Below are 24,953 nucleotides of genomic sequence, written 5' to 3'. Positions count from 1 at the left end.
GAAAACCCGGGGAGACGGCATGATGCAACTCGCAACGCAGAGCCGCGACATCGCCTCCATCGAGGCCACGCTGAATTATGTGAAGAATGACGGCCAGAAGATCGTGGTCGAGCCGGTCGGCGGCGGCTCGACCGAAATGAAGACGCTCGGGACGCTGGACCCGCATCCGGTCGTCATTCGCAACGGCCGGAAGTTCGAGACCTCGCTCGACGGCGAAGGCTTCCTGCTGGCCTGGCACGAGACCGCGGTCACCGACTTCTTCGACGAGACGCAATTGCGCGATGTCTATTATCCGGAGATGATCGAACTGATCAAGGCGCAGAGCGGCGCGAAGCGTGTCGTGGTGTTCGACCATACGCTGCGCACCGCCGATGACGCCGACCGCGCGGCGCGAAGGATCCGCGAGGTCGTGCCGCGCGTGCACAACGACTATACCGAATGGTCCGGTCCGCAGCGCGTGCGCGATCTCTTGCCCGACGAAGCCGACAGACTGCTGGCCGGGCACTTCGCCATCATCCAGGTCTGGCGCCCGATCCGCTATCCGGTCGAGACCTTTCCGCTCGCGCTCTGCGACGCGCAGACCATCGCGGTGAACGACCTGATCGTCACCGAACGGCGCCATCCGGACCGGATCGGCCAGACCTATTCGGTCAGCTACAATCCCGGTCACCAATGGTTCTGGTTTCCGCTGCAGCGGCGGGAAGAGGCGATCGTGTTCAAGGTCTATGACTCGCTGAAGGACGGCCGCGCCCGGTTCAGCGCGCATACCGCCTTCGACGATCCGACCGCGCCGCCGAATGCCCGCCCGCGCGAGAGCATCGAAATCAGGACGCTGGCGTTTTTCTGAGATCGCGCCACGCGCTCTTCGAGCCACGACCGCGAGCCTGGTCGCGCGTCACACAACAAGGTGTCGAGCGCCGCCCGGATTTCGTGTCGCGGAGTACGGTTTGGAAAGCCGATCCGGATGTGCTGAAATTCGGCCGGGCTTTTCGGGGCGGCTCGCTGATGCCGGGGATTTCCATTCATGTGGTCGACGTATCGCGCGGCATCGTGGCTGCGGGCATGCGCGTCGCGCTGTACGCGGTGCGCGAAGGCCGACCGCCGGAGCTGATCGCATCCGGAAACCTGTCTGGCACGGGGGTGCTTGCCGATCCGGAACTGGAACGTCGGTTCGAACCGGGCTTCTACGAAGTGCGCTTTCACGTGGCCGACTATTACCGGACCGCAACCGGCGCTTCGCCTTCGGTCCCGTTTCTGGACGTCATCAATTACCGGTTCGGCATCTCCGATCCGCAAGCGCATTATCACCTGCCGATGAAGTGCACCCCGTGGGGCTATTCGTGTTTCCGCGGTGGCGCCTAGACACGCTTGATTGGTTTCGCCGGCGATTCCGATCCCGCCCGGCCTGCATCTTGCATACTACTTCAGCGCCACGCTTCTTCAGCGTCGAACACCAGGGAGGGTGTAACACATGAAAGCAAACCGGCTTGTCGCGCCAATCGTGCTGGCCTTGGGCCTTTCGATTCTGCCGGCCGCAGCGCAGGATTATCCAACCAAGCCCGTCCGGATCGTGGTCACCTTCCCGCCCGGCGGATCGAGCGACGTCACCGCGCGCGCCCTGTCGGTACCGCTGCAAAAGGCCCTCGGTCAGCCGGTCGTCGTGGACAACAAGCCGGGGGCCGGCGGCACGATCGCGGCGACGGAAATCTTCCGTGCGGCACCGGATGGCTACAACCTGATGATGTCGAACACCACGCCGATCTCGCTTGCGCCATTCATGCTGAATCCGCAGCCCTATGACTCGATCAAGGGCTTTACGCATGTCAGCCTGGTTGCAACCGTGCCCGACGTGGTGATGGTGCATCCATCGGTGCCGGCCAAGAGCCTTGCCGAGCTGATCGACTGGGTGAAGGCGCAGAACAAGAAGGTATTTTACGGTTCGGGCGGCGTCGGATCGATCGGGCATATCCTTGGCGAGACCTTCAAGAAACAGACCGGCCTCAACATCGAGCATGTCGGCTACCGCGGCAGCGCACCCATGATCACCGACCTGATCGCGGGCCGCCTCTCCTTCTCGTTCGATACGCTGCCGCAAAACGTGCCGCATATCAAAGCCGGGAAGCTGCGTCCGCTTGCCGTCACCTCCCGCGCGCGCTCGCATGTCGCCCCCGACATACAGACCGTGGTCGAGGCCGGCATGCCCTACCTCGTCGCCGAGAACTTCATCGGCGTATCGGCACCGGCGAACCTCCCGGAACCGGTTCTGAGCAGGCTGCATGCCGCCATCCAGAAGTCGCTCGACGATCCCGATCTGGTCGCGCGGCTGCGCGATCTCGGGCTTACGGTTCAAAAGATGTCGCAGCCGGAATTCACCGCGTTCGTGAGCAAGCAGGTGGAGGGCTGGGCCGAACCGGTCAAGGCTTCGGGCGCGAAGCTGAACTGACCACTTCCAGCACCCACCGCGCGAGCATCGGCGTCGGAAGACGCCGTGCCCGCGCAACAAGACCCGCCGGGCGCACCGATGACCATCCGCAATCCACGCGACTTCTGGGCCGGCGCGCTCTACCTCGCGCTGGCGATGGCCGTGCTGTGGATCGGGCGCAACTACGAGACCGGAAGCAGTGCGCGGATGGGCCCGGGCTATTTCCCGACCGCTCTCGGCATGCTGCTGGGCCTGTTCGGCGTCGCGTCGATTGCGCGCTCGTTTCTCCGCGACGGTGAGCCGATTGCGCCATTCGCATGGCGGCCGATGCTGCTGGTGCTCGGATCAGTCGTTCTTTTCGCATTGCTGGTCACGCGTCTCGGTGCCCTGATCGCGTTACCCTGCATGATCGTGATGGCCGCGCTGGCCAGCCGTCATTCGCGGCTCGATGCCAAATCGCTTGCGGCGCTGTTCGGCATCGTTGCCTTCTGCTTGCTGGTCTTCATCAAGGGACTTGGGCTGCCGCTGCCGCTCGTCGGCTCCTGGCTGGGCGGCTGACCATGGACATGCTCGACAATCTCGCGCTCGGCTTCCAGACGGCGATGAGCCTGTCGAACCTCACCTATTGCCTGATCGGGGTGTTCCTGGGCACGGCTGTCGGCGTGTTGCCCGGGATCGGGCCAATCGCGACCATCGCGATGCTGCTGCCGCTGACCTTCGGACTGCCGCCAGTCTCGGCCCTGATCATGCTGTCCGGCATCTATTACGGAGCCCAGTATGGCGGTTCGACCACCGCGATCCTGATCAATCTGCCGGGCGAATCGGCATCGGTCGTGACCGCGCTCGACGGCTATCGGCTGGCGCGCCAGGGCAAGGCCGGGCTTGCGCTCGCGACCGCGGCGATCGGTTCGTTCATTGCGGGCACGGTCGCAACCGTGCTGGTCGCGCTGTTCGCGCCGCCGCTTGCAGAGGTGGCGTTGCGTTTCGGTCCGGCGGAATATTTCTCCCTGATGGTTCTGGGTCTCGTGGCCTCGGTCGTGCTGGCGAGCGGCTCGCTGCTGCACGCCCTCGCCATGGTGATCGTCGGCCTTGTCCTCGGCCTGATCGGCACCGACGTGAATTCCGGCGTATCGCGCTACAGCCTGGGCTTGCCGCAACTCGCCGACGGCATCGGCTTCGTCGTCATTGCCATGGGCGTATTCGGGCTGGCAGAAATCGTGGCCAATCTCGAGCACGAGGCGACGCGCAGCGCGGTCGTCAAGCGAGTCAAGGGGTTGCTGCCGACGCGCGAGGAATGGCGGCGCATCATCGGCCCGATCCTGCGCGGAACGGTGCTCGGCTCGGCGCTTGGAATCCTGCCGGGCGGCGGCGCGATCCTTGCGTCGTTCGCGTCGTATTCGATCGAGAAGAAGATATCGAAAACCCCGGAACAATTCGGCCAGGGTGCGATCGAGGGCGTCGCCGGCCCCGAAGCCGCCAACAATGCCGGCGCGCAGACGTCGTTCATTCCGATGCTGACGCTTGGCATTCCCGCCAATCCGGTGATGGCGCTGATGATCGGTGCGCTGATGATCCAGGGAATCCAGCCCGGTCCCACCATCATCACCGAGCAGGCCACGCTGTTCTGGGGCGTGATCGTGTCGATGTGGGTCGGTAATGTGTTCCTGCTGGTCCTCAATCTGCCGCTGATCGGGCTATGGGTGCGGATGATCGCCGTTCCCTATCACCTGCTCTATCCTGCGATCGTGGTGTTCTGCGTGATCGGCGTGTTCTCGATCAACAACACCACGTTCGACATCTATCTGATGGCGCTGTTCGGTGTGCTGGGCTGCGTGTTCCACAAGCTCGGCTGCGAGCCCACCCCGATGCTGCTCGGATTCATACTCGGTCCGCCGATGGAGGAATATCTGCGCCGCGCTCTGGTGCTGTCGGAGGGCCGTCCCAGCGTTCTTTTCACCGAACCACTGAGCGCGGTGCTGCTGCTGGTTGCAGCAATCTTGCTGGCATCGACGCTGCTGCCTGCGATCCGCAAGGGCCGCGAGGAGACCTTCGTCTCCGAAACCTAGAACGCTTCCCACTCGTCGCCGGCGACCGCGGTTGCAAGCGCGGCCTGCATCTGCCGCGCGCTGCCGCGCACCGGCTTTCGCACCGTCGGGCCGGCACGCTGTTGCAGCGGTGTTACCTTCGCCGGCGGCGCGGCCGCGGGCGCCTCCTGCTCGTAAAGCCGGAAGGCGGCGACCCGGCCGTCGAGCGCATGGGACTGATGTTCCAGCGTCTTCGCGGTTGCGGCATTCTCCTCCACCAGCGCCGAATTCTGCTGGGTCACCTCGTCCATCTGGCTCAGCGCCCGGTTGATCTGCTCGATGCCGGTCGCCTGCTCGGCACTGGCACTGGCGATGTCGGCCACGATCTCGGCGACCTCGTTGATGCTCTTGAGGATATCCTTCAGGGACTCCCCGGCGCGGTTGACGAGCTGCACGCCCTGCCCGATCGCACTCGACGAACTCGTGATCAGGTCCTTGATGTCCTTCGCAGCCTGCGAGGACCGCTGCGCGAGATTGCGCACTTCGGAGGCGACCACCGCAAAGCCGCGTCCAGCGTCTCCGGCGCGCGCGGCCTCCACCGCGGCATTGAGCGCCAGCAGGTTGGTCTGTCGCGCGATCTCGTCGATCACCGAGAGGATGTCGGCAATCCGGCGCGAGCAATCCTCGATCCGGGTCATCGCGGAAACCGCCTGCGACACCACCTCTCCGCCGCGGCCGGCGACGTCGCGGGTTCCGCGCATCAGGCCGTTGGCATGCCGGGCATTCTCGGCATTCTTGCGCACCGTGGCCGAAATCTGCTCCATGGATGCCGAGGTTTCTTCCAGATTCGCGGCCTGTTCCTCGGTGCGCTGCGACAGGTCGGTCGTGCTCGACGAAATCTCCGCCGAGGCGCTCGACACTTCGCGGGTCGATTCCACGATCGCGGTCAGCGTCTCCTGCAACTGGTCGATGGCGTTGTTGAAGTCGTCCTGAACCTTCCTGTATTCGCCGGCCCAGTCGTCGCGCACCCGGTAGGTCAGATCGCCACCGGCCAGCCGCTCGAGCCCGCGGCCGAGACCATCGACCACCTGCGCGACCTGGCGGGCCGCCTCCGCGCGTGTCGCATCGTTGCGAGCGCGCTCGACCTCCGCGGCCTCGCGGTCGCGTACTGCCTGTGCCTCCAGCCGCTCCTTGGCGACCGCCGCATCGCGGAACACCGTGAGCGCGCGCGCCATCTCGCCGATTTCGTCGCCGTCATGGTTACCCGCAATGGCGACATCGTTTTCGCCGGCGGACAGCCGGCGCATGGTCTCGCCGGTCGCGCTCAAGCGCCGCACCAGGCTGCGCTGGACATAGAAGAACCCGATCGTCCCCGCGATCAGCAGCGAGACCAGCGCGACCGCGACCAGCAGCATGCGGCTATGGGCGAGTTCGGTCAGAAGCACCGCAGTGCCATCCTTCATGCCGGACTCGGTCTCCCTGACCAGAGCGGACACCGCCTGATCGAGCTGCTTCTGGATCGTGAGGTTCTCGTCGATCACACGGTTGGCGCCGGCCGTGACATTCAGTTCCTGGCCGCGCAACGTGAAAATGTTGTCATCGCCGCGGCCGAGCTCCAAAAGCGCGTCCAGGTGTTCTCGAATTTGCGGATCGGGAACGCCCTGCGCGGCCTGGAGCAGGAGCTGGGCCGAGGTCTGGAAGCGGTCGAGGATCGGCTGCAGGTCCGCCGACTGCCTCGCTACCGCGGCTTCGCTCAGCAGACTCGCGATCAGATGGGTCTGGATTTTCAGTTCGAGCACGCTGCGGAAGTTGGCGAGCTGGCGGTTGACAAGGTCCTTGACCAGCCGGCCGGTGCGCTTGACCGCCTGCTCGCCCTCCATGACCGCATCGAAATTCAGGTCGTCGATCAGCGTGATCAGCACATTGGCGAGGCCCTCATGCGCCCGGAACACGTTCTGCAGCCGTGCGGTCTCGTTGTCTCCTGCCGCCACCTTCCTGAACTCGGCGAGCTTGAGCAGCCCGGCGGCGCGCTCCCGCAGGGTGTCGTACCTGACGTCATTGGGCAGGCGCGCGAGCTGCTTCTCGGCGCGCCGCGCCGAGGCCGTGAAGCGATCCTCGAGCATCGCAAGAATGGCCGGCGACGAGGTCAGCGCGCCGGCGGTGAGAAGCCCGGTCACGAGGTTGGTCTCGGTGCCGATCTGCACCACGGTCTGCATCATCTGCATGCCGTCGTCGACCAGCGTCTTCACCGTACGGTCGCCGGTTTTCCCGATGTCCTCGGCCTTGGTGACCGCATCGAAATAGGACTTGTCCACGATCGGGGTCAGTTCCTCGGCGATCCGGGTATGCACGGTGTGCAGCGCGTCGAGCCTGCGGTCGAGCGTGCTGCGCAGATTCGAACGCGACAGGATCACGACATCAAGATCGGACAGATTGCTTTCCAGCAGCCGCGACGCCACCTCGACCGCCCCGAAGGCTTCCTTGCTCGATCCGGCACGCACCCTTTCGATCAGGTGGCGCAGCTGCAAGGATCGGTCTTCGATCTGCGCGGCGATCTGGCGCTGATCCCGGACATTGCTGGCCGAAACGAAGCGCGCGGCTGCGGCGGAGATTTCTCCCGACATCACCGAGAGACGCAGCGCCTCCGTCATCAGCGGCACCTCCCGTTCCGCGATGCGCTCCACGCGATGCTCGGCCGAACGGAAGCCCATGATCGCCAGCCCGGTCGCGACCACGGTCATCAGGGCGACCGAACCGAACGCGAGCTGCAGCTTGGTGCGGATGCCGGCATTCGCGAGCTTCACCGCATTGAGCCCGCCGCAGATGCGGCCGATCCCGCCAGTATCACCCATCTCGTCCCCCAAACCGGCTTCGGCCGGAACCCCAGGCGGACCTTCGGCCTGCCCTTCTCAAATCCTAGTGAGCCGACAGCCGGACCAGGCGCTCGACCGCCCTGAAAGAGCCGTCCGGCTGGATCACCGTCATGAAGACCTTGTCGAGGCCTTCATTGACGTCTTGACCGAAGGTCATCGTGAGCCCGCGCAAGGTGGCGCCGGAAGCGGCGGTAATGGTCGGTGCCTATCGGCCGAGCGCCGCCTCGCCAGAGCTCCGCCTGACGATAACGGATTGTGGTAAACTCGCAGCTAACGCGCTGCAGCGACGTCACGCCGCCTCCGCCTCGATGCGCGCATCGAGAAGGTGGGACAGGTCGATCAGCGCGATCATTCCCGCATCGACCGTAAGCAGGCCGGAGAGAAACATCGCGCGGCCATTGCGCACGACGGTTGGGACCGGCTGCACCTGCGCGGATTCGAATGCCACGATATCCAGTACGCGGTCGGCCAGGAGTCCGATTTGCCGATCCCCAATCTGCACGATAATGACGACATGAAGCGGCGTCGCCTCGGTCAGGCCACCGCCGAACCGGCAGCGCAAGTCGATGATCGGCACCATCACGCCGCGCAGGTTGAGGACGCCCCGCACGAATTGCGGCTGCCCCGGAAGGTGGTTGATTTCTGACCAGCCCTTGATCTCGCGCACCGCCATGATGTGTACGCCATATTGCTCCTCGCCGATGGCGAAGCTGATCAGCTCGGCACGGATCGATTCCTCGGCGCGCGTTGCGGCAGCGTGGTCCAGGTTAGTCGGGCTTTTCGTCATCGGCGATCCCGCTGTCCGGTCGCGGCCACGAACCTGCGGTGGCAGCGCTGCGTCATACGGGCGACCCGGAGCGGCTCACGCATGAAGAGCGGCCTGACGCTTTGGTGAATTCACCGCTTCAGGCTGCCACACAAGTCTTAAGACGCGGCTAAGTATCGAGCAAAGCCGCCATCCAGACCCGGCCGGCATCCCGGGAGCGGGAACGCATGCACCACCGGCCACGGTGCAATCCACCCGGAACTGTGTCAAAATAAATCAGAAGCGCGCGAAAAGGATCATCGCATGCGTCACGCGATCATCTCCATTGCGGTATTTCTGATGCTGACGGGTCCGTCTCTGGGCGATCCGAAACAGGATCTTGCGGACTGCGACAAAGCCGATTCCGACCTCGCAGCCTGCGAGCGGGTGCTCAAGAATCCCAAGCAAGGCAGGACCAATCACGCCATCGCCCATTACATTCGGGGCACGAATGCCTACAACAAGGCCGACTACAAGGCGGCGCTGCCCGAGTTCGACCGCGCCATTTCATTGAACAAGGAACTGGCGAACGCCTATTACAACCGCGCGCTCACTCACCGAAAGCTCGGCCAGCCCGACCGCGGCATCGCCGACATGACCACCTATCTGCGGCTCCAGCCGAACGAACACGACGCGCATTTCGAGCGCGGCAACCTGCACTTTGACAAGCGCAATTTCGATCTGGCTTCGGCCGACTATGAACGCTCGCTGGCCCTGAAACCGGGTTACGAAATGGCGCTGGTCGCGCTCGGCAAGGTCTACATCGAGAAGGGCGACGAGAAGAGAGCCAGGGAAAATTTCGACGCGGCGGTCCGCATCAATCCGAGTTCGGCGAACCTTGTGGCGCGTGCCGAAGGTTTTGCGGTGCTGAAACGACTGGACCAGGCGGCGGCGGATTACGACGCCGCGATCAAGGCAAACCCCTCGGATCCCGACGGCCATAGCGGCCGTGCATGGGTTCATGGCGAGAAGCGCGAATACGCCCTTTCAGTCGAGCGCTACAATGATGCGATCCGTCTGTCGCCGGACAACGCCGACTTCTACAATGGGCGCGGCTGGTCGTATCTCGAACTGTTCGACTATGCGCGCGCACGGATCGACCTGGACCACGCGCTGAGGATCGATCCGAAGCACGGGCTTGCATTGTTCAATCGGGGTCGCGTGCTGATGGAGAGCGGCCAACTGGACGCAGCGCTCGCGGATCTCGACGCCGCAGACCGCGCGAAAGCCGACACCACCTATGTTCCGATCTATCGCGGCTGGGTTTTCAGTTTCAAGGGCGATCAGGTTCGCGCGCTGGCCGAATTTCAGAAAGCCCTTGTGGCGACACCCAATGACGCCGCCGCGCTCAACGGGCTCTGCTATGTTCATGCGCTGAGAGACGAATTCGACAAGGCGGTGCCGTATTGCGACCGGGCGCTGGAAGTCGAGCCGAAGGATGCCGGCATCCTTCATACGCGCGGCCTCGCCAAGTTCCGGATGGGTGCGCATGGCGTTGCCCTGGCCGATTTCGACGAGTCGATCGCGCAGAAACCCGACATGCCGCATGTCTATGCCGATCGCGGCCAGGTCTACGAAGCGCGCGGAGATCGTGCGCGCGCCGTCGCCGATTATCAGAAGGCCGTCAGCCTGCCGAGCCAGGGTCTTTATGACGACCGCTCCAAGGTCGAGGCACTCCGCCGCTTGACGGCGCTCGCCACCGCCGCGCCGCCGGCGGCCGTGGCAAGCCTGCCCAGCCCGCAGACCCAGCAGGCACCCGAGCGCCGGGTCGCTCTGGTGATCGGCAATTCGGCTTATCAAAGCGTCCCGGCGCTGCTCAACCCGAAGAACGACGCGCGCGCCATCGCCGCAGCACTGCGCCGCCTCGGCTTCACCGACGTGGTCGAGCAATACGATCTGACGCGGCCCGCGATGACGGCGGCGCTGCAGCGATTCGGCGAGACCGCCGAAAACGCGGACTGGGCGGTGGTCTATTATGCCGGCCACGGCATTGAGGTGGGCGGCGTGAACTTCGCGATCCCGGTCGACGCCGCGCTCAAGGCCTCCACCCATGTCGACGACGAGGGCGTTTCGCTCGAACGCGTGATGGCGACGGTCGGCACCGCCAGGAAGATGCGGCTGGTGATTCTCGATGCCTGCCGCGACAATCCGTTCGTGCCGAAAATGCGCAATGTCGGCGGAACGCGGTCGGTGGGACGAGGACTGGGCCGCATTGAACCGCCGGCCGGCGTGCTGGTTGCCTACGCCGCGCGCGACGGCCTTGTGGCGCTGGACGGCGAGAGTGGCAACAGCCCGTTTGCATCAGCGCTGGTGGAGCATATCGAAGAGCCGGGGCTGGAGATCAATCTCCTGTTCCGCAAGGTGCGCGACCGGGTATTCGCCAATACGCGTGGACAGCAGGAGCCCTACACCTATGGCTCGCTGCCGGCGCAGCAATTCTTTTTCCGCGCACAGCCGTGATGGGCGGAGCGCCGGCGCGGCGCTCCGGCTCTAGAACTCCTCCCATTCGTCCTGGGAAATCGCGGTCGCCAGCGCGGTCCGGACCGGACGCCCGCCGCCGCGAAGCGCCGGACGTTTCGGTTTCATCCTGACGGGCGACGAGGCCATGTCGGAGACCTTCGCCGGCGCGGCGATCCGTTGCGGCACCGTGCCTCGCGGCGTGTCCTCTGCCTTGCCGAGCCGGTAGGCCGCCATTCGTGCGTCCATTTCGCCGGCCTGCTGCTCCAACGTGCGGGCGGTCGCGGCATTCTCCTCGACCATCGCCGAGTTCTGCTGGGTCACCTCGTCCATCTGGTTCAGGGCCTTGTTGATCTGCTCGATCCCGCCGGCCTGCTCGGTCGAGGCGGTCGCGATGTCGGCGACGATATCGGCGACCTGTTTGATCGACTCCAGAATCTCCTTGAGCGAATTGCCGGCGCGATTGACGAGCTGGACGCCGTCCTGGACCTGGCTCGACGAACTGGTGATCAGGTCCTTGATGTCCTTGGCCGCCTGTGAGGAACGCTGCGCAAGGCTGCGCACCTCGGCTGCGACCACCGCGAAGCCGCGTCCCGCCTCGCCCGCGCGCGCGGCTTCCACCGCGGCATTGAGCGCGAGCAGATTGGTCTGGCGCGCGATCTCGTCGATCACCGAAATGATGTCGGCGATCTTGCGCGAGGACTCCTCGATGCGAGCCATGGCGCAGACCGCCTGCGCGACGACTTCGCCGCCGCGATCGGCTACCTCGTGGCTGCCCCGCGTCAGGTCGTTGGCGTGCTTGGCATTCTCCGCATTCTTCCTGACCGTGGCGGCGATCTCCTCCATCGAGGCCGAGGTCTCCTCCAGGCTCGCAGCCTGCTCCTCGGTGCGCTGCGAGAGGTCGGTGGTCGCACTCGAGATTTCGGCGGCTGCGCTCGCCACCTCCTGCGAGGTGGCTTTGATCTCGCCCATCACGTCGGCCATGCTGTCGAGCAATTCGTTGACGCCGCCGCACAGCACTGCCAGTTCGCCGGTCTTGCCGGTCATCGGGATGCGGTGGGTCAGATCTTTCTGCTTGGCCGCCTCGACCGCCTCCCGGGTCTGTTCGACCGCCATGCGCATCGCTGTGATGTCGGAGGCGAACTTGACCACCTTGAACGGCCTTCCGCTGGCGTCCAGGATCGGATTGTAGCTCGCCTGGATCCAGACCTCGCGGCCACCCTTGGCGATGCGCTTGTACTGGCCGGCGTCGAATTCGCCGCGGCCGAGCTTCTCCCAGAACATGCGGTATTCGGGACTCTGCCGGTAGCCCGGCTCGACGAACATGCTGTGATGCTGTCCCTTGATCTCCGACAGGCTGTAGCCCAGCGTGTTCAGGAAATTCTCGTTCGCGGTCAGAATGATGCCGTCGAGATCGAACTCGATGATCGCCTGGGCCTTGTGAAGCGCGGCCATCTGGCCTTCGAAGTCGGCGTTCCTGCGTTTCTCTGCGCTGATATCGGTCGCAAACGCGATGACGCCTGTAACCGTCCCCGACCGGTCCCGCAAAGGATTGTAGCTCGCCTGAATCCAGATTTCCCTGCCGCCCTTGGTGATCCGCTTGTACTGGCCCGCGTCGAACTCGCCGCGCCCGAGCTTTTGCCAGAATGCCCGGTATTCAAGGCCGTCCCGATAGGCGGGCTCCACGAACAGGCTGTGATGCTGGCCCCTGATTTCATCCAGCGCATACCCGAGCGCGTTCAGGAAATTCGCGTTGGCGTGCACAATCCTGCCCTCGGTCGAAAACTCCATGACCGCCTGAGACTGGTTGATGGCCGCCACCTGCGACGCCATGGCCGCCGAACCGAGATTGCGCTTGTCAACGCTGTTGGACTTGGTCGCGCTGAACCAGGACATGGTCTGATCTTCCGCAAGGCTGACGCCGTCCGCGCAGGACCGGACGAACGAAATACCCAGGCGATTCCTGCGGAATGGAACCTGCCCGAGCAATATTGATGCAAGCTTAATTTTATCGTTCGACGACCGATCGGCCGCACTTAATCCGAAGCCAGGATGAGATTCTTCACCAGCGGGTAGATTTGCGATTCCCATTTCCTTCCGCTGAACACGCCATAATGCCCAACGCCCGGCTGCATGTGATGGCGCTTGCGATAGGGCCGAAGGCCTGAACACAGGTCGTGTGCCGCCAGCGTCTGCCCCACGGCGCAGATGTCGTCGCGCTCGCCCTCGACCGTGAGCAGCATGGTGCGGCGGATCGCCGACGGATCGACCCGGCGGCCTTCGTAATCGAGTTCACCGAGTGGCAGCTTGTGCTCCTGAAACACGATGCGCACGGTTTCCAGATAGAACTCGGCGGTGAGATCGAGCACCGCGAAATATTCGTCATAGAAATCCTTGGTGACCTTCGCCTTCTCGAATTCGCCCTTGGCAAGATTGTCGTACAGTTCGCGATGCGCCTTGGTGTGACGGTCCATGTTCATGGCCATGAACGCCGCGAGCTGGACGAATCCCGGATAGACCTTTCGGAACGCACCATCGTAGCGGAACGGCACGCGCGCGATCAGGTTCTTCTCGAACCAGGACATCGGCTTGCTCTTGGCGAGATCGTTGACCTTGGTCGGGTTGACGCGGGTGTCGATCGGCCCGGCCATCAGCGTCATCGAGCGCGGCTGCGCCGGGTTGTCGCCCTGCGCCATCACGGCCGCGGCAACCAGCGCCGCCACCGTGGGCTGGCATACCGCAACCATGTGCGCGCCTGGCCCGATAACCTCCAGAAACTCGATCAGATGGGTGACGTAGTCGTCGAAGCCGAACCGGCCGGCAGAGGTCGGGATATCGCGCGCATTGTGCCAGTCCGTGATGTAGACGTCATGTTCGGGCAGCATGGTGCGCACGGTACCGCGCAGCAGCGTGGCGAAATGGCCCGACAGCGGCGCCACGATGAGAACGCGGGGCTGCGCGGTGTCGACGTCTTTCCGGAAGCGCAGCAGCGTCCCGAAAGGAGTGACGTGAGCGACCTCCTCGGTCACTTCCACCTCGCGGTTTCCGACCGGGACAGTGTGTATCCCATAATCGGGCCGGGTATGGGTCAGCCGCGCCCGCGAAATCAGCTCATAGGCCGCGGTCAGATTGCGGACGGCATGCCCGTTCAGGTGCGGGACGGCCCCGTGCGCCGATAGCGCAAAGCCGGCAAGGGCGCGGACCGGCAGCATGATGTCGGCACTGGCCTGATACGCCTGATAAAGCATCCACCCCGCGGCCCCCGCCGCCCCTGTTGCAGTGCAAAAGCCTAGTGCATTTTTTTTGCTACTGCGAGATAATTTGCGGGCCGGTGTATCGGGGGCGGGCGCCCGGGCGCCCGATCGGGGGACTTTCGAATGGCGCAAGCCACGTTAACCATCAGCAGCCGCAATTACGGGTCCTGGTCGCTGCGGGGCTGGCTGCTGTGCAAATTCGCCGGCATCGATTTCGAGGCGGTGATGGCCAACAGCGACGACCCGTCGGTGCGCGCGGAATTGCTCCTGCTGTCGCCCTCCTTCCTGGTTCCGATGCTGACCCATGACGGGGTCCGGGTATGGGACACGCTGGCGATCGGAGGCTACCTGAACGAATTGAATCCCGACGCCGGGCTGCTGCCAAAGGAAAGGGTCGCACGCGCGCATTGCCGCGCGGTCTCCGGCGAGATGCATTCCGGCTTCTCGAACCTGCGCTCCGCCCTGCCGATGAACCTGAAGGCGCATTATCCGGGGTTCAAGGTGTGGGCCGGCGCCCAGGCCGACATCGACCGCATCATCGTGATCTGGAACGAATGCCTTGTCAGTTATGGCGGGCCATTCCTGTTCGGCGACACGCCCAGCATGGCGGACGCCATGTATGCACCGGTCTGCACGCGGTTCATCACCTATGACGTGAAACTCGACCGGGCCAGCGCGGCCTATTGCCAGACCATCATGGCGATGCCGCTGATGCAGGAATGGATCGCATCGGCGAAAGAAGAGCCGGACGAGGTGGAAGAGCTCGACGTGGAGTTCTGAGGCGGCCGCCGTTGCGGCGAAGCGCGCGTGCCGATCCCCGATGCGCGCCACATGGAACTCGGAAGAAACTGCAAACCATGTGACCGGATAGCGGACCGGCTTGGTTCGCAAGCACGCCGCAATGACGGATGATGCTCCTTCGCGCAAACGAGCGGAGGACGACATGGACGTAAACCCCTTCATCTCCGGTGCGACACCGCAGCAGATCGCGGCGATGCTCGGCGCCATGCGCGCCGTCGCGGAGACCGGCGGCCCCCTGAGCGACGCCGATGGCCGCGCCCTGGCGGCGGCCTCGCGCTACATGTTCGGACAGACACAGCCGTTCGATGTCGCCGCCCTGAAGCCGGTCGCTCCGGCAGCGCTGGCCTCCGCGATCTCCGATCCCGCGCTGCGCGAGGATGCACTGAGATTCGCCACCGTGATGGCTTTTGTCGACGGCAGGCTCGACAAGGGAAAGATCGCGGCGGTGCTCGCCTATGCCAGGGCACTCGGCGTGCACGAACGCTATGTCGACGAAATCGCGGAAGCTGCGGCCGGCCATGTGCAGGCGGCGCTCGCCGACATGACGCGTGCCAACATGCGGAGCATCACCGGCAGGTCGTGGTCCGATGCCGATGCCATGGCCTGGATCCTGCCCTACGGCAGGTCGCCCGATCCGGCGCTTGCCAAACGCTGCGACCGGCTCGGCGCGCTGCCCGATGGCAGCTTCGGGCTTGCCTTCTACAGGCATTATCGCAGCAACGGATACGACTTCCCGGGCGAGCCGAACGGGCTGAATGCCGGCTTCGGGTTTCCGCACGACACCGCACATGTGGTGTCGGGCTACGATACCTCGCCTCGCGGCGAACTCCTTGTCTCGACCTTCACGGCCGCGATGCATCGCAGGCTGCCGATGGCCGGCCATATCCTGCCGGTCATCTTCTCCTGGCATCTCGACGTGCAGATCAACGCCGTGGCGAAGCACGCCGCAGGCGCGCTCGATCCGGCCGAGTTCTGGCACGCCTATGCCGGCGGCAAGACCGCAACCGTCGACACCTTCGCGCCGGACTGGGATTTCTGGGCCCATGTGGAGACGCCGTTGCGCGACTTGCGGCGGCAATGGTCGATCCCGGAGGATGGGCTGGATCGCAAACCATAACCACCGCTACCCGCCACGCCTGAAATAGAACTCGCCGGTCAGCGACGAATGATCCCACGGCACCTGGCGCTCGTTGGTCTCGCGGATCACGTCGGCGCGCACCCGCGTCAGCAGCGTGCGCACTTCGAGATTCGGCGTGTGGATATGCTTCAGCAGCGCCGCGGTGAACGGACTGTTGCGGCCGGTGCCGTCGAGCGCGATCCGGTTCGGGCTTGTGGCGAAAGTAATGAGCGTTCCGATGCCGGCGTTGAGCTGCGCGAGTCCCTGCCCGACCGCCGCCGAGCGCGCGCCGCCGCCGAAAGCGCGGGCGAGCGAGCGCGAAAGCGGATTGTCGCGGCATGCATCCAGGAATACGAGATTGATGCGTTTCTCGGTTTCCATGTCGGACAGGATCGTATCGACGGCGATCGCTTCGGTGCTGAGAGCGGACGGCCGTTCGAGTCTCGCGTCGGTCGGGATCAGATAATTGTTGCCCGCGACCTGCACGCCGTGACCGGCATAGAAGAACAGCGTGGTGGCCGCACCTTGCATGGCGGCGCCGAACTCGCCGATCTTCGCGCGCATGCCGGCGCTGTCGAGATCGTAGCCTTCGATCACCTTGAAGCCGAGCGCGCGCAGCGCCGCGGACACATCGCGCGCGTCGTTGGCCGGATTGGCAAGCTCGGGCGCCGTCCGGTACTTGCCGTTGCCGATGACCAGCGCGACCCGGGGGCCGCCCTGAACCGCGGACGCCGCCGGCGCCGGAACAATCGGCGGCTGCGTTGCGGCGGTGGTTGTCTTGCTCGCAACGTTCGCCATAAGCCCGCGGATGTGGTCGCGCTCCTTCACTGACTCTTTGTGCTGGGGGTCAAGGGCAATGGCTTGGACGATGTCACGGTATGCATCTTCGAACCTGTTGCTCAACTGGAGAGAAATCGCACGATGGTAATAGCCAAGCCCATTTTTCGGATCGAGCCTGATCGCTTGATCATAGTCGCGGATCGCATTGTCGAACTGGCCGAGCGCGCGATGGCTGATACCGCGACCGAGATAGGCCCCTGCGAGATTCGGATCGAGCCGGATGGCTTCGTCGTAGTCGCGAATGGCATCCGTCCATCGATCGAGACTTCGCCTAGTGGTGCCGCGCTGATTGTAGAATCCCGCGTTCGTGGGATCGAGCGCGATAGCCTTGTCCATGTCCGGAATGGCATCGTTATATTTGCGGATACGGTAATACGCCTCGGCGCGCCACTGATAGGCGGCCGCGTCATTCGGATCGAGCCTGATCACCGTGGAGAAATCTGCGGCCGCCGCGGCATGCGCACCTTTCGCGCGATGGGCAAGCGCACGACTTTTTGCATGGCTGGGGTTGTTGGGGTTGATCCGGATCGCCGCATCCGCTTCGGCGATGGCGCGGTCAAAGTCACCCTTGTCACGATACACCAGCGAGCGCGCGTCGTGATAGGTTGCGGCCGCTTTCGGATTGATCCGCATCGCTGAGGACAGGTCCGCGATGGCGCGGTCGTAATCGCGGTTCCTTCTGAAAGCGAGCGACCGGAACGCGTGTAACAACGCAAGCTGTTCGCCCTTGTAGCGACCGGAGGCAATCACCCGGCCGCAGGCTGCGATGGCGATGTCAGCCGGGGTGTTGCCATTGGTACAGGCTTTGCCGTCGTCGACGGACTGCGCGCCTGCCGGACCAGGCATGATCAGCGATTGCGCGGCAAACAGGCTCAGCGCAACAAAAACAGCTCTCCACATGGCTGCCTCGCGTTGAAAACGACGACCGCAAATGGGAACACGATGATACGCTGCGGACCAGGAACGGCGTAATCACTTTGTCGCGGCAACCTGCGAACTGGTTCGACGACGTGTTCCGATCCCGGACCTGCGGCGGCCTACAGCGCTTCCGCCGCCTCCCTCGCCTCCACCACCACGTCGTGATCGTAGAGCGTCTTGCGGAACGACGCATGCGCGACGATCTCGGCGTCGCGCTTGGCGACATCGCCAAGCATGGTGTCGTAGCGCAGGCCGTTCTCGCGGGCGCCGCGCTGCACGCCGGCGACGCGCTCGCGCCGGAGTTTCTCATAGGCCACCAGTGCCGCCGGTGCGGTATCGCGGTCGGCGTTTGCAAGAATGGTCGCGAGCGCCATGCCGTCCTCGATCGACTGGTTGGCGCCCTGCCCGAGATGCGGCAGCATCGGATGCGCGGCATCGCCGAGCAGCGTAAGCCGCCCCCTGGTCCAGGTCGGCAGCGGCTCGCGATCATAAAGCGCCCATTTGAAAGTCGACGTGACCTCCTTCAGCAGCCCTTCGATGCGCGGGTCCCAGCCGGCGAATTCGGCGCGGAGCGCGTCGGGATCGCCTTGCGCGGTCCAACTCTCCTTCATCTGCGCATCCGCCGGAACGAAGCCGACATAGTTCACGAGTTGGCCGGCGCGCACCGGAAAAACCAGGAAATGCTTGCCGCGTCCCAGCCACATCTGCCACGCATCTTTCGGCCAGTCCGGAACCGCCGCATGCGGCACCAGACCGCGATAGGCGACGGTGCCGGAGAACACCGGGTCCGAGGGCGGAAACACGAACGGCCGCAGTTCGGAATGAATGCCGTCGCAGGCAACCACGATATCCGCTTCGACGACCGCGCCATTCGCAAAGGTCACGCGCGCCGTGCTTTCGTCCTGCGCGAAACCGGTCGCACGATGACCGGTATGCACGACGCCTGCGGGAAGAGCCGCGGCGAGGAAATTCACCAGATCGGCACGGTGCATGCCGAAGGTTGCGTTCCAGCCCGCGGAGTCCGTCACCTGCACCGGCGCGATCGGACTTCCGTCATCGCGAAAATACCGCGAACCCGAACCGACCCGCGCACCCCATGTCTCGACCGCGGGACCAAGCCCCACACGCTCCAGCTGGCGCACGCTGTTGGGCGTGATGAATACACCGGCCCCGACCTCGCCGAGCGCGGGCGCCTGTTCGTAGACCTGCACCGAAAGACCATGCGCGATCAGCGCATTGGCGGCGAACAATCCGCCGATGCCACCACCGATGATTGCGATGCTGGGACCCGAGGCTGTCATCCCCGTCACTCCTGTTGCCTGCGACACGAAAATGCTTCGGATATCACTCGGTTTCAAGTAAGTGTGCCCGCAAGCCTGTCAGAACAGAAAAGCCGGGAGACCGCCCATGATCAAGATCCGCGGCCTGCGCGCCGCCTTCGCCGTCCTCGCCCTCGTGGCAGCCGCCGGAGCCGCGGCCGCGCAGGATTATCCGAACCGCGCCGTGAAGATCATCGTGCCATTCCCGGCCGGCGGAACCGCCGACGCGGTGCCGCGGCTGGTCGGCGACTGGCTGTCGAAGAAATGGGGCCAGCCGGTCATTATCGAAAATCCGACCGGCGCCGCCGGCAATATCGGCTCGGAGCAGGCCTTCCGTGCCGACCCCGACGGCTACACGCTGCTTTCGGCGCCGCCGCCGCCGCTGGTGATCAACCAGAACCTCTACAAGAACCTGAATTTCGATGCCTCGAAGTTCGAGCCGATCATTGTCATGGCGCAGGTGCCGAACGGCGTCATCGTCAATCCGTCGAAGGTGAGCGCCAAGACGCTGCCGGAATTTCTCGCCTATCTGAAGGCCAATCCGGGCAAGGTGACGTCGGCGACGCAGGGCAACGGCACCACCTCGCATCTCACCTCCGAGATGCTGCAATTGATGGCCGGTGTGAAGGTGCAGCACGTCCCCTATCGCGGCACGGCGCCGGCCCTGCAGGATCTCGTCGCCGGGAATGTCGACTTCATGTGCGACAATCTCGGCGTCTCGCTGCCGCTGGTTCAGTCCGGCAAGCTCAGGCTGCTCGCGGTCGCGACCGCAAAGCCGATGGCCTCGCTGCCGAACGTACCGACCGTCGCGCAAACATTGCCGGGCTTCGAATCGGTCGCCTGGTATGCGGTGGTCGCGCCGCCCGGGACGCCGAAGGCGATCACCGAGAAGATCAACGCCGACATCAACGAAGCCTTGCGCGACCCCGCGATCCAGGAGCGGCTGAAGAAGCTGTCGGCCGAAGTGGTCGGCGGCTCGACCGCGGAGACGGCGAAATATCTCGGCGCGGAAGTCGATCGCTGGAACAAGGTGATCAAGGACGCCAATGTGAAGATCGGGGGGTAATCGCTTTAGCGGCGCACCTATGATCGGCATTTGAGGTCGTCCCCGCGAAAGCGGGACCCACAACCACCACTCTGGAATATGGGTCTCCGCCTTCGCGGGGACGACAACGCAGCTGGCGCGACCGCCCTACCCCGTCGCCTCCAGCGCGCCGACCGGCTCCGCCGAGACCAGAACGAAGGCGATCACGCATGGCTTGTCGCCATTGTTGATCCAGTCGTGAATGGTGCCGCGCTGGACCAGCACGTCGCCGGCCTTCAGGTGCACGATCTCGTCGTCGAGCGTCATGTCGATCTCGCCGGACAGCACCACCGCAAAATCGATCGAGTTGGTGCGATGATTGCGGGGCGCGACGCCCGGCGCGTATTCGATCACGCGGAACACCGCGCGGTCCTTCATGGCCGTGCCCATGATCTGCTTCGCGCCATCGGCTGCGCCGTTGTTGTCGGCGGGAAGTGCCGTCGACCAGATATTGAAGAAGGTGCAGCCGGAACGCGGATTGACCACATCCTGCGAGACTTCATCGATCAGGACGGTGGCCTTGCCATCCTTCTTGTGACCGGTAACGACACGGCGAACCTGCATGGCGCTGCCTATCGCGGTTCGAGGCCAATGCGGCGGATGATATCTCCCCAGCGGCTGGTTTCCGACTGGACATAGCCCTGCGCATCGTTCACCGAACCGCCAACCGGCATGAAGCCAATTTTCTCAAGCTGCGCCTGCGTATCGGCGTCCTTGAGCATCGCGTTCACGTCGGCATTGATTTTCTGAATCACCGCATCCGGGGTTTTCGCCGGCACGAACAGTACGACCCAGGTGGTGTCATCGGCATCCCCCAGCCCGAGCTCGCGCGCGGTCGGAACGTCCGGCAGCGCCTTGACGCGCTCCTTGCTGGTCACCGCAAGCCCCTTCACCTGCCCGGCCTTGACGTTCTGAACGGCAGCCGACAGCGCCACGCTGGCGAGCGGAATATGCGAGCCGATCACCGCCTGGGTCGCGGGGCCCGCGCCAGTATACGGTGCATGCGGAATGTCGACCTTGCCTTCGAGCTTGAAAATGCGTTCCGCCGACAGATGCGGCGTGGTCCCGGCGCCCGCGGTGCCGTAGGTCATCTTCTCGGTCTTCGCCGCCTCGATCGCTTCCTTCAGATTTTTTGCCTTCAGGGACGGTGCGCCGATGATCAGATTGGGCGTGGTCGCGACCACCGCCGCCGCCTTGAAGTCGTCCGCCGCGTAGCCGGGAGTCTTCGACAACGTCTGGTTCACCGCAAAGGCCGACGTCGTCACCAGCACGGTGTAGCCGTCCGGATCGGCCTTCGATGCCTGTGCTGCCGCGATATTGCCACCGGCGCCGCCGCGATTCTCCACGACCACGCTCTGCTTCCAGCGGTCGTTCAGCTTCTGGCCGACGATGCGGGCGATGGAATCGGCAGGTCCCCCGGGGGCGAAGGCGACCAGCAGCTTGACCGGCTTGTTGGGGTAATCCTGGGCCTGCGCCAGCGGTGCCGCCAGCAGCCCGATCACCGCGGCGGCGGCACAGACACGCGCTGATTGTCCTGATCTGGTCACAAGCGTTCTCCCGATGGTCCTCTTCGTTGCGGGCGAAGTGGCCATAACGGGCCGCGCTTGGCAAGTTTTCCGGAACGGCGGCAGACTGCGCGCTCGTGCTGCGTCTATTTCGCGGCCGCGGCCGGGCGCGTCGAGACGCGCTCGGTCGGAACCACATCGAACTGACGCAGCATGCCGCGGCGCAGAACATCGAATGTCACAATGCGGCCGATGCGCTCGGCGTTGAGCAGCCGGATCAGGTCGTCGACGCCGGTCACCTTCTCGCCATCGACCCTGACGATCACGTCGAGCGTCATCAGCCCGCCGGTATCGGCCGGAGCACCCTGCTCCATCGTCGTGACCATCGCTCCCGAACCGTTGTCGATTGCCGCAGCCAGCGCATGGCGGCGCGGCACCGCGACGGTCTGCCCGGCAATGCCGACAAAACCGCGCCGCACCCGGCCGTGCCGGATCAGTTCGCTCAGCACGATCTGCGCGGTGTTGCTGGCGACCGCAAAGCAGATGCCCTGCGCACCCATGATGATCGCGGTGTTGATGCCGATCACCTCGCCGTGCGATGTCACGAGCGGCCCGCCGGAATTGCCGGGATTGAGCGCGGCATCGGTCTGGATCACGTCCTCGATCAGCCGTCCGGTCTGCGCGCGCAGCGAGCGGCCGAGCGCCGAAATCACACCGGCGGTGACGGTCGATTCGAACCCGAGCGGATTGCCGATCGCAACCACCAGCTGGCCGCGGCGCAGCGCCTTGGAATCGCCGAGCGCGGCAGCCGGCAGATTGCGCACGGAATCGGCGCGGATCAATGCGAGGTCGGTGTCGGGGTCCTCGCCGAGCAGCCGCGCCTCCATCACGCGGCCCTCGGAATCGGTGAGCCGCAATTCGCGCGCGCCGTCGACCACATGGCTGTTGGTCAGCACCAGGCCATCGGGAGCGATGATGACGCCGGAGCCGACGCCGCCGGCAGCACGGCCTTTGGCATCCTTCCTGCGGGTCTCGACCCGCACCACGGCAGGGCCGACGCGGTCGGCAACGCCGATCACGGCATGCGAATACGCATCGAGCAGGGCCGCATCCTGCGCGGCATTGTCGACATGAGGCTGGACGTCGTCCGTATCGAACACGGACATATGGGTGACATCGAGCATGGCAAGGCTCTCACATATGCATGCGCGGTCCGCAGACGGGGTCGCAGAAGCGCCTTTGGGGCGCCCAATTCCGCCGGCCGCGCTTTGGGGATGCCGGCAGATATAGGCGTGGCACGCGGGAGTTAAAGAGCCGCGCGCGCGCCCGCCGTCGCGGGGCGCGGTCACCGCAAATGCTGAAACGCCTCGCTGAAGAAATACGGCCCAAGCGCATAGAGGCTGGTCCACATCAAGGCACCTGCCGATTGCGCCATCAGAAAGCGCGGGAATGGCATGGCGAGAGACCCCGCCAGCAGGCCGTTGACCTGGCGCATCAGTGGAATGAAACGCGCCACCACCACGATCCAGACTCCGCCTTTGGTGAAACGCTGCTCGATATTGTCCAGCCGCTCCCCCGTCAGGCCGATGCGCGGACCGAACCGGCGCAACAACATGTTTCCACCGAGCCGTCCGATCAGAAATCCGGTCGAGTCGCCGAGTATCGCGCCCGCCAGCACCGCGAAATAGACCGAGACGATCGAGAGCTCGCCCTGCGCTGCGAGCAGGCTTGCCGCGATCACCCCGGTCTCGCCCGGCACCGGCGAGCCCATGGATTCGAGATAGATCATCGCGAAGATGGCGAACGCGCCATAGGTCTTGATGAACGGCTCGAAAATTGCCCAGCCTTCATGCAGCGTCGCGAGCATCATCAGCCCCCGAATGTATCGCCAAGCTGCTTCATCACCGCGTCCTTCCACTGCACGATCTGCGGCGTATCGAGCGTCTGCGGCGGCTTGTCGGTCTTGACCGCGTCCCTTGTCAGCCGCGCGATGCCGATTTCGCCATCGGTCCAATAGGGGTCGCCGCCGCCATTGCGCCCGGTCAGCGTGGGTCCGATACCCGTCACCTGATAGATCGCCTCGACCACCTGCGCGGTCTTCAGATCAGCCATGAGACCGTCGCGTTCCTCGTCGATGTCGGGCGCAATGTGATGGGTCACCTGCCCGGTATAGTGACTGAGTCCCACGCTGCGGTCGAACGTCACCGCGCCGAGCCAGACCGGCCGCTCCTCCACGCCCTTGTCCAGCACCTGCCAGAACCGCACATGATGCCGGCGGTCGGCGCTCTTGCCGGAGGGCTTTTCGAAGGCGAGGTCTTCCACCCGCCCGGCATAAAACAGCGGACTGACCGGCGCGTGCTCATAGGGCCGCTTGAGCAGCACCGAGCCGACAATCTTGACGCTCGACGTCAGCGTCACCGGATCGGCCGGAAACCAGCCCGCGTCGTTCATCGCCCGGATGATGGCCTCGCGCTCGCCGACCAGTCCGACATTCAGCGCGTCGCCCGGAATTCCCTGTTTGGTCTGAGTCACCATCGGGTGTTTCGCGAGCCCGGGCTGATGCTCGTGATGATGCCAGGCCATCGGCAGAAGAATGTACGCAACCACGCCATAGACCAGCGCTGCGAGCGCGATCGTCAGAATGAGTGTCCCGTCCATGCGCCGCTACGCCGCCCTCACACAGGATCGCTGCCGCCGCGTTTGGCGGACCATGCAATCAGCCCGGCCACGATCACTATGGCAAGACTTGCACTCCAGGGTCCAGCCAGCGCATAGGCCAGCGCGCCGCCGAGCGCGCCCAGCAGAAATCCTGCCAGTACGGAGAAAACGGTCGCAAAGCGCTTGCGGGCTTCGGCCGCCAGCGCCGGATCGGCGGCCATGCGCGACGGGCGCAATCGCGCATAGATCAGTTCGGTCGCGTCGATCGCGAGTTGGGTTGAGTTGCCGGTCATGACATTGGTCTGTGGCACCCCGCGCAGCAGGAGGCGCACCAGCGTCGATTGCACGCCCATGGCGGCCGCCGACAGAAGGCCGGCCGCCGCGCCAAGCCACGAATCCGGGTCGGTGATCGGCCATGAATAGACCATCAGCGCGACGAAGCCCCCAAGCAGCACCGCCTCCAGCGCGAACACCAGCGGCAGCGAGGATCGCTTCCCGCCGCGCCGCGCGATGATGATTGCAGCGGCCATGCCGGCGCCGAGCATGAAGACCGGGATCGCAAGCATCTTGGCGGCAACGCCGCGATCGTCCACCCCCAATTCGGCCGCGGCCACCACGAAACTGCCGGTCACCTGGGCTGCAAAAAATCCGAACAGAGCAAGGAAGGTGATGGTGTCGACATAGCCGGCAACCAGGCTGAGCAAAGGCGGAACGGCGCGCGGCAGCGGCGCGGGTCCTGCTTCCGCGCTCATCGGCCTATCAGCCACGCGCCGATACGCTTCACCGCCTCGTGCATGTCCGCCTGCGATTGCGCATAGCAGAAGCGAAGATAGTGGCGCCCGTCGACGGGATCGAAATCGTCGCCCGGCGTCGCCG

The 24,953-nt window shown here is 64.7% G+C and carries 21 protein-coding genes; 9 read left to right on the top strand and 12 right to left on the bottom strand.

What is annotated here, in order from left to right:
- Positions 1 to 19 precede the first annotated feature (19 nt).
- The 5 genes from AB7F49_RS17875 (at position 20) to AB7F49_RS17855 (ending at position 4,488) form a co-directional block, all read left to right on the top strand.
- Entirely contained in the window at positions 20 to 847 is an 828-nt protein-coding gene (locus AB7F49_RS17875) for a CmcJ/NvfI family oxidoreductase (protein ID WP_428524727.1), read from the top strand.
- A gap of 83 nt (positions 848 to 930) precedes the next feature.
- Positions 931 to 1,362 (top strand): hydroxyisourate hydrolase, encoded by a 432-nt coding sequence (locus tag AB7F49_RS17870; RefSeq protein ID WP_428524725.1) that lies wholly within the window; start codon positions 931 to 933, stop codon positions 1,360 to 1,362.
- 109 nt (positions 1,363 to 1,471) lie between these two features.
- A complete protein-coding gene (locus tag AB7F49_RS17865) occupies positions 1,472 to 2,443 on the top strand; it encodes a Bug family tripartite tricarboxylate transporter substrate binding protein (RefSeq protein WP_428524723.1) in 972 nt (323 codons plus the stop codon).
- Positions 2,444 to 2,488: 45 nt separating this feature from the next.
- A complete protein-coding gene (locus AB7F49_RS17860; RefSeq protein WP_428524721.1) occupies positions 2,489 to 2,980 on the top strand; it encodes a tripartite tricarboxylate transporter TctB family protein in 492 nt (163 codons plus the stop codon).
- A gap of 2 nt (positions 2,981 to 2,982) precedes the next feature.
- Complete coding sequence (locus AB7F49_RS17855; RefSeq protein WP_428524719.1) at positions 2,983 to 4,488, top strand: tripartite tricarboxylate transporter permease; 1,506 nt, start codon at positions 2,983 to 2,985, stop codon at positions 4,486 to 4,488.
- Here AB7F49_RS17855 and AB7F49_RS17850 read toward each other — a convergent pair.
- Both AB7F49_RS17850 and AB7F49_RS17845 read right to left on the bottom strand, forming a co-directional pair.
- Positions 4,485 to 7,298 (bottom strand): methyl-accepting chemotaxis protein, encoded by a 2,814-nt coding sequence (locus AB7F49_RS17850; RefSeq protein ID WP_428524717.1) that lies wholly within the window; start codon positions 7,296 to 7,298, stop codon positions 4,485 to 4,487. The genes AB7F49_RS17855 and AB7F49_RS17850 overlap by 4 nt on opposite strands.
- Positions 7,299 to 7,608: 310 nt before the next feature.
- Complete coding sequence (locus tag AB7F49_RS17845) at positions 7,609 to 8,106, bottom strand: chemotaxis protein CheW (RefSeq protein ID WP_428524715.1); 498 nt, start codon at positions 8,104 to 8,106, stop codon at positions 7,609 to 7,611.
- A gap of 282 nt (positions 8,107 to 8,388) precedes the next feature.
- On the opposite strand from AB7F49_RS17845, the gene AB7F49_RS17840 reads away from it, so the two are divergent.
- A complete protein-coding gene (locus tag AB7F49_RS17840; RefSeq protein WP_428524713.1) occupies positions 8,389 to 10,584 on the top strand; it encodes a tetratricopeptide repeat protein in 2,196 nt (731 codons plus the stop codon).
- A gap of 30 nt (positions 10,585 to 10,614) precedes the next feature.
- On the opposite strand, the gene AB7F49_RS17835 is transcribed toward AB7F49_RS17840, so the two are convergent.
- Together AB7F49_RS17835 and AB7F49_RS17830 are read right to left on the bottom strand one after the other, a co-directional pair.
- Complete coding sequence (locus AB7F49_RS17835) at positions 10,615 to 12,477, bottom strand: methyl-accepting chemotaxis protein (RefSeq protein ID WP_428524711.1); 1,863 nt, start codon at positions 12,475 to 12,477, stop codon at positions 10,615 to 10,617.
- A 140-nt stretch (positions 12,478 to 12,617) separates the two neighbouring features.
- Entirely contained in the window at positions 12,618 to 13,829 is a 1,212-nt protein-coding gene (locus AB7F49_RS17830; RefSeq protein WP_428524709.1) for a polyhydroxyalkanoate depolymerase, read from the bottom strand.
- A gap of 129 nt (positions 13,830 to 13,958) precedes the next feature.
- On the opposite strand from AB7F49_RS17830, the gene AB7F49_RS17825 reads away from it, so the two are divergent.
- Together AB7F49_RS17825 and AB7F49_RS17820 are read left to right on the top strand one after the other, a co-directional pair.
- Positions 13,959 to 14,615, top strand: a complete 657-nt coding sequence (locus tag AB7F49_RS17825; protein WP_428524707.1) for a glutathione S-transferase family protein — start codon at positions 13,959 to 13,961, stop codon at positions 14,613 to 14,615.
- Positions 14,616 to 14,778: 163 nt separating this feature from the next.
- The gene (locus AB7F49_RS17820) at positions 14,779 to 15,753 is read left to right on the top strand and encodes a hypothetical protein (RefSeq protein WP_428524705.1); all 975 of its coding nucleotides are present in this window, start codon (positions 14,779 to 14,781) and stop codon (positions 15,751 to 15,753) included.
- Between the two features lie 6 nt (positions 15,754 to 15,759).
- On the opposite strand, the gene AB7F49_RS17815 is transcribed toward AB7F49_RS17820, so the two are convergent.
- Together AB7F49_RS17815 and AB7F49_RS17810 are read right to left on the bottom strand one after the other, a co-directional pair.
- Positions 15,760 to 17,493 (bottom strand): caspase family protein, encoded by a 1,734-nt coding sequence (locus AB7F49_RS17815; RefSeq protein ID WP_428524703.1) that lies wholly within the window; start codon positions 17,491 to 17,493, stop codon positions 15,760 to 15,762.
- 137 nt (positions 17,494 to 17,630) lie between these two features.
- Complete coding sequence (locus AB7F49_RS17810) at positions 17,631 to 18,812, bottom strand: FAD-dependent monooxygenase (protein ID WP_428524701.1); 1,182 nt, start codon at positions 18,810 to 18,812, stop codon at positions 17,631 to 17,633.
- Positions 18,813 to 18,918: 106 nt separating this feature from the next.
- Here AB7F49_RS17810 and AB7F49_RS17805 point away from each other — a divergent pair, with 106 nt between their 5' ends.
- Complete coding sequence (locus tag AB7F49_RS17805) at positions 18,919 to 19,896, top strand: Bug family tripartite tricarboxylate transporter substrate binding protein (RefSeq protein WP_428524699.1); 978 nt, start codon at positions 18,919 to 18,921, stop codon at positions 19,894 to 19,896.
- A 126-nt stretch (positions 19,897 to 20,022) separates the two neighbouring features.
- On the opposite strand, the gene AB7F49_RS17800 is transcribed toward AB7F49_RS17805, so the two are convergent.
- The 6 genes from AB7F49_RS17800 to AB7F49_RS17775 all read right to left on the bottom strand — a co-directional run bounded on the left by AB7F49_RS17800 (position 20,023) and on the right by AB7F49_RS17775 (position 24,829).
- On the bottom strand, positions 20,023 to 20,478 hold the full coding sequence (locus tag AB7F49_RS17800) for a cupin domain-containing protein (RefSeq protein WP_428524697.1): 456 nt from the start codon (positions 20,476 to 20,478) through the stop codon (positions 20,023 to 20,025).
- Between the two features lie 8 nt (positions 20,479 to 20,486).
- On the bottom strand, positions 20,487 to 21,461 hold the full coding sequence (locus AB7F49_RS17795) for a Bug family tripartite tricarboxylate transporter substrate binding protein (RefSeq protein ID WP_428524695.1): 975 nt from the start codon (positions 21,459 to 21,461) through the stop codon (positions 20,487 to 20,489).
- A 104-nt stretch (positions 21,462 to 21,565) separates the two neighbouring features.
- Complete coding sequence (locus AB7F49_RS17790) at positions 21,566 to 22,603, bottom strand: S1C family serine protease (RefSeq protein WP_428524693.1); 1,038 nt, start codon at positions 22,601 to 22,603, stop codon at positions 21,566 to 21,568.
- Between the two features lie 161 nt (positions 22,604 to 22,764).
- The gene (locus AB7F49_RS17785) at positions 22,765 to 23,286 is read right to left on the bottom strand and encodes a DedA family protein (RefSeq protein WP_428524691.1); all 522 of its coding nucleotides are present in this window, start codon (positions 23,284 to 23,286) and stop codon (positions 22,765 to 22,767) included.
- 2 nt (positions 23,287 to 23,288) lie between these two features.
- The gene (locus AB7F49_RS17780; protein ID WP_428524689.1) at positions 23,289 to 24,077 is read right to left on the bottom strand and encodes an LssY C-terminal domain-containing protein; all 789 of its coding nucleotides are present in this window, start codon (positions 24,075 to 24,077) and stop codon (positions 23,289 to 23,291) included.
- 17 nt (positions 24,078 to 24,094) lie between these two features.
- Positions 24,095 to 24,829: a YoaK family protein gene (locus AB7F49_RS17775; protein WP_428524687.1), complete on the bottom strand. Its 735-nt coding sequence runs from the start codon at positions 24,827 to 24,829 to the stop codon at positions 24,095 to 24,097.
- Between the last annotated feature and the right edge of the window lie 124 nt (positions 24,830 to 24,953).

The organism is Pseudorhodoplanes sp. (assembly GCF_050250235.1).
Classification (GTDB): domain Bacteria; phylum Pseudomonadota; class Alphaproteobacteria; order Rhizobiales; family Xanthobacteraceae; genus Pseudorhodoplanes.
The sequence above is the reverse complement of the archived record's forward strand: the minus strand, read 5'-3'. Positions and strand labels throughout refer to the sequence as shown.

Bases quoted from the DNA above. Each gene is read 5' to 3' on its own strand.
- AB7F49_RS17835 (WP_428524711.1), bottom strand. From the start codon at position 12,477: ATGTCCTGGTTCAGCGCGACCAAGTCCAACAGCGTTGACAAGCGCAAT.
- AB7F49_RS17845 (WP_428524715.1), bottom strand. From the start codon at position 8,106: ATGACGAAAAGCCCGACTAACCTGGACCACGCTGCCGCAACGCGCGCC.
- AB7F49_RS17810 (WP_428524701.1), bottom strand. From the start codon at position 18,812: ATGACAGCCTCGGGTCCCAGCATCGCAATCATCGGTGGTGGCATCGGC.
- AB7F49_RS17785 (WP_428524691.1), bottom strand. From the start codon at position 23,286: ATGCTCGCGACGCTGCATGAAGGCTGGGCAATTTTCGAGCCGTTCATC.
- AB7F49_RS17855 (WP_428524719.1), top strand. From the start codon at position 2,983: ATGGACATGCTCGACAATCTCGCGCTCGGCTTCCAGACGGCGATGAGC.
- AB7F49_RS17830 (WP_428524709.1), bottom strand. From the start codon at position 13,829: ATGCTTTATCAGGCGTATCAGGCCAGTGCCGACATCATGCTGCCGGTC.
- AB7F49_RS17800 (WP_428524697.1), bottom strand. From the start codon at position 20,478: ATGCAGGTTCGCCGTGTCGTTACCGGTCACAAGAAGGATGGCAAGGCC.
- AB7F49_RS17780 (WP_428524689.1), bottom strand. From the start codon at position 24,077: ATGGACGGGACACTCATTCTGACGATCGCGCTCGCAGCGCTGGTCTAT.
- AB7F49_RS17875 (WP_428524727.1), top strand. From the start codon at position 20: ATGATGCAACTCGCAACGCAGAGCCGCGACATCGCCTCCATCGAGGCC.
- AB7F49_RS17775 (WP_428524687.1), bottom strand. From the start codon at position 24,829: ATGAGCGCGGAAGCAGGACCCGCGCCGCTGCCGCGCGCCGTTCCGCCT.
- AB7F49_RS17815 (WP_428524703.1), bottom strand. From the start codon at position 17,493: ATGTGGAGAGCTGTTTTTGTTGCGCTGAGCCTGTTTGCCGCGCAATCG.
- AB7F49_RS17865 (WP_428524723.1), top strand. From the start codon at position 1,472: ATGAAAGCAAACCGGCTTGTCGCGCCAATCGTGCTGGCCTTGGGCCTT.
- AB7F49_RS17825 (WP_428524707.1), top strand. From the start codon at position 13,959: ATGGCGCAAGCCACGTTAACCATCAGCAGCCGCAATTACGGGTCCTGG.
- AB7F49_RS17805 (WP_428524699.1), top strand. From the start codon at position 18,919: ATGATCAAGATCCGCGGCCTGCGCGCCGCCTTCGCCGTCCTCGCCCTC.
- AB7F49_RS17850 (WP_428524717.1), bottom strand. From the start codon at position 7,298: ATGGGTGATACTGGCGGGATCGGCCGCATCTGCGGCGGGCTCAATGCG.
- AB7F49_RS17790 (WP_428524693.1), bottom strand. From the start codon at position 22,603: ATGCTCGATGTCACCCATATGTCCGTGTTCGATACGGACGACGTCCAG.
- AB7F49_RS17820 (WP_428524705.1), top strand. From the start codon at position 14,779: ATGGACGTAAACCCCTTCATCTCCGGTGCGACACCGCAGCAGATCGCG.
- AB7F49_RS17840 (WP_428524713.1), top strand. From the start codon at position 8,389: ATGCGTCACGCGATCATCTCCATTGCGGTATTTCTGATGCTGACGGGT.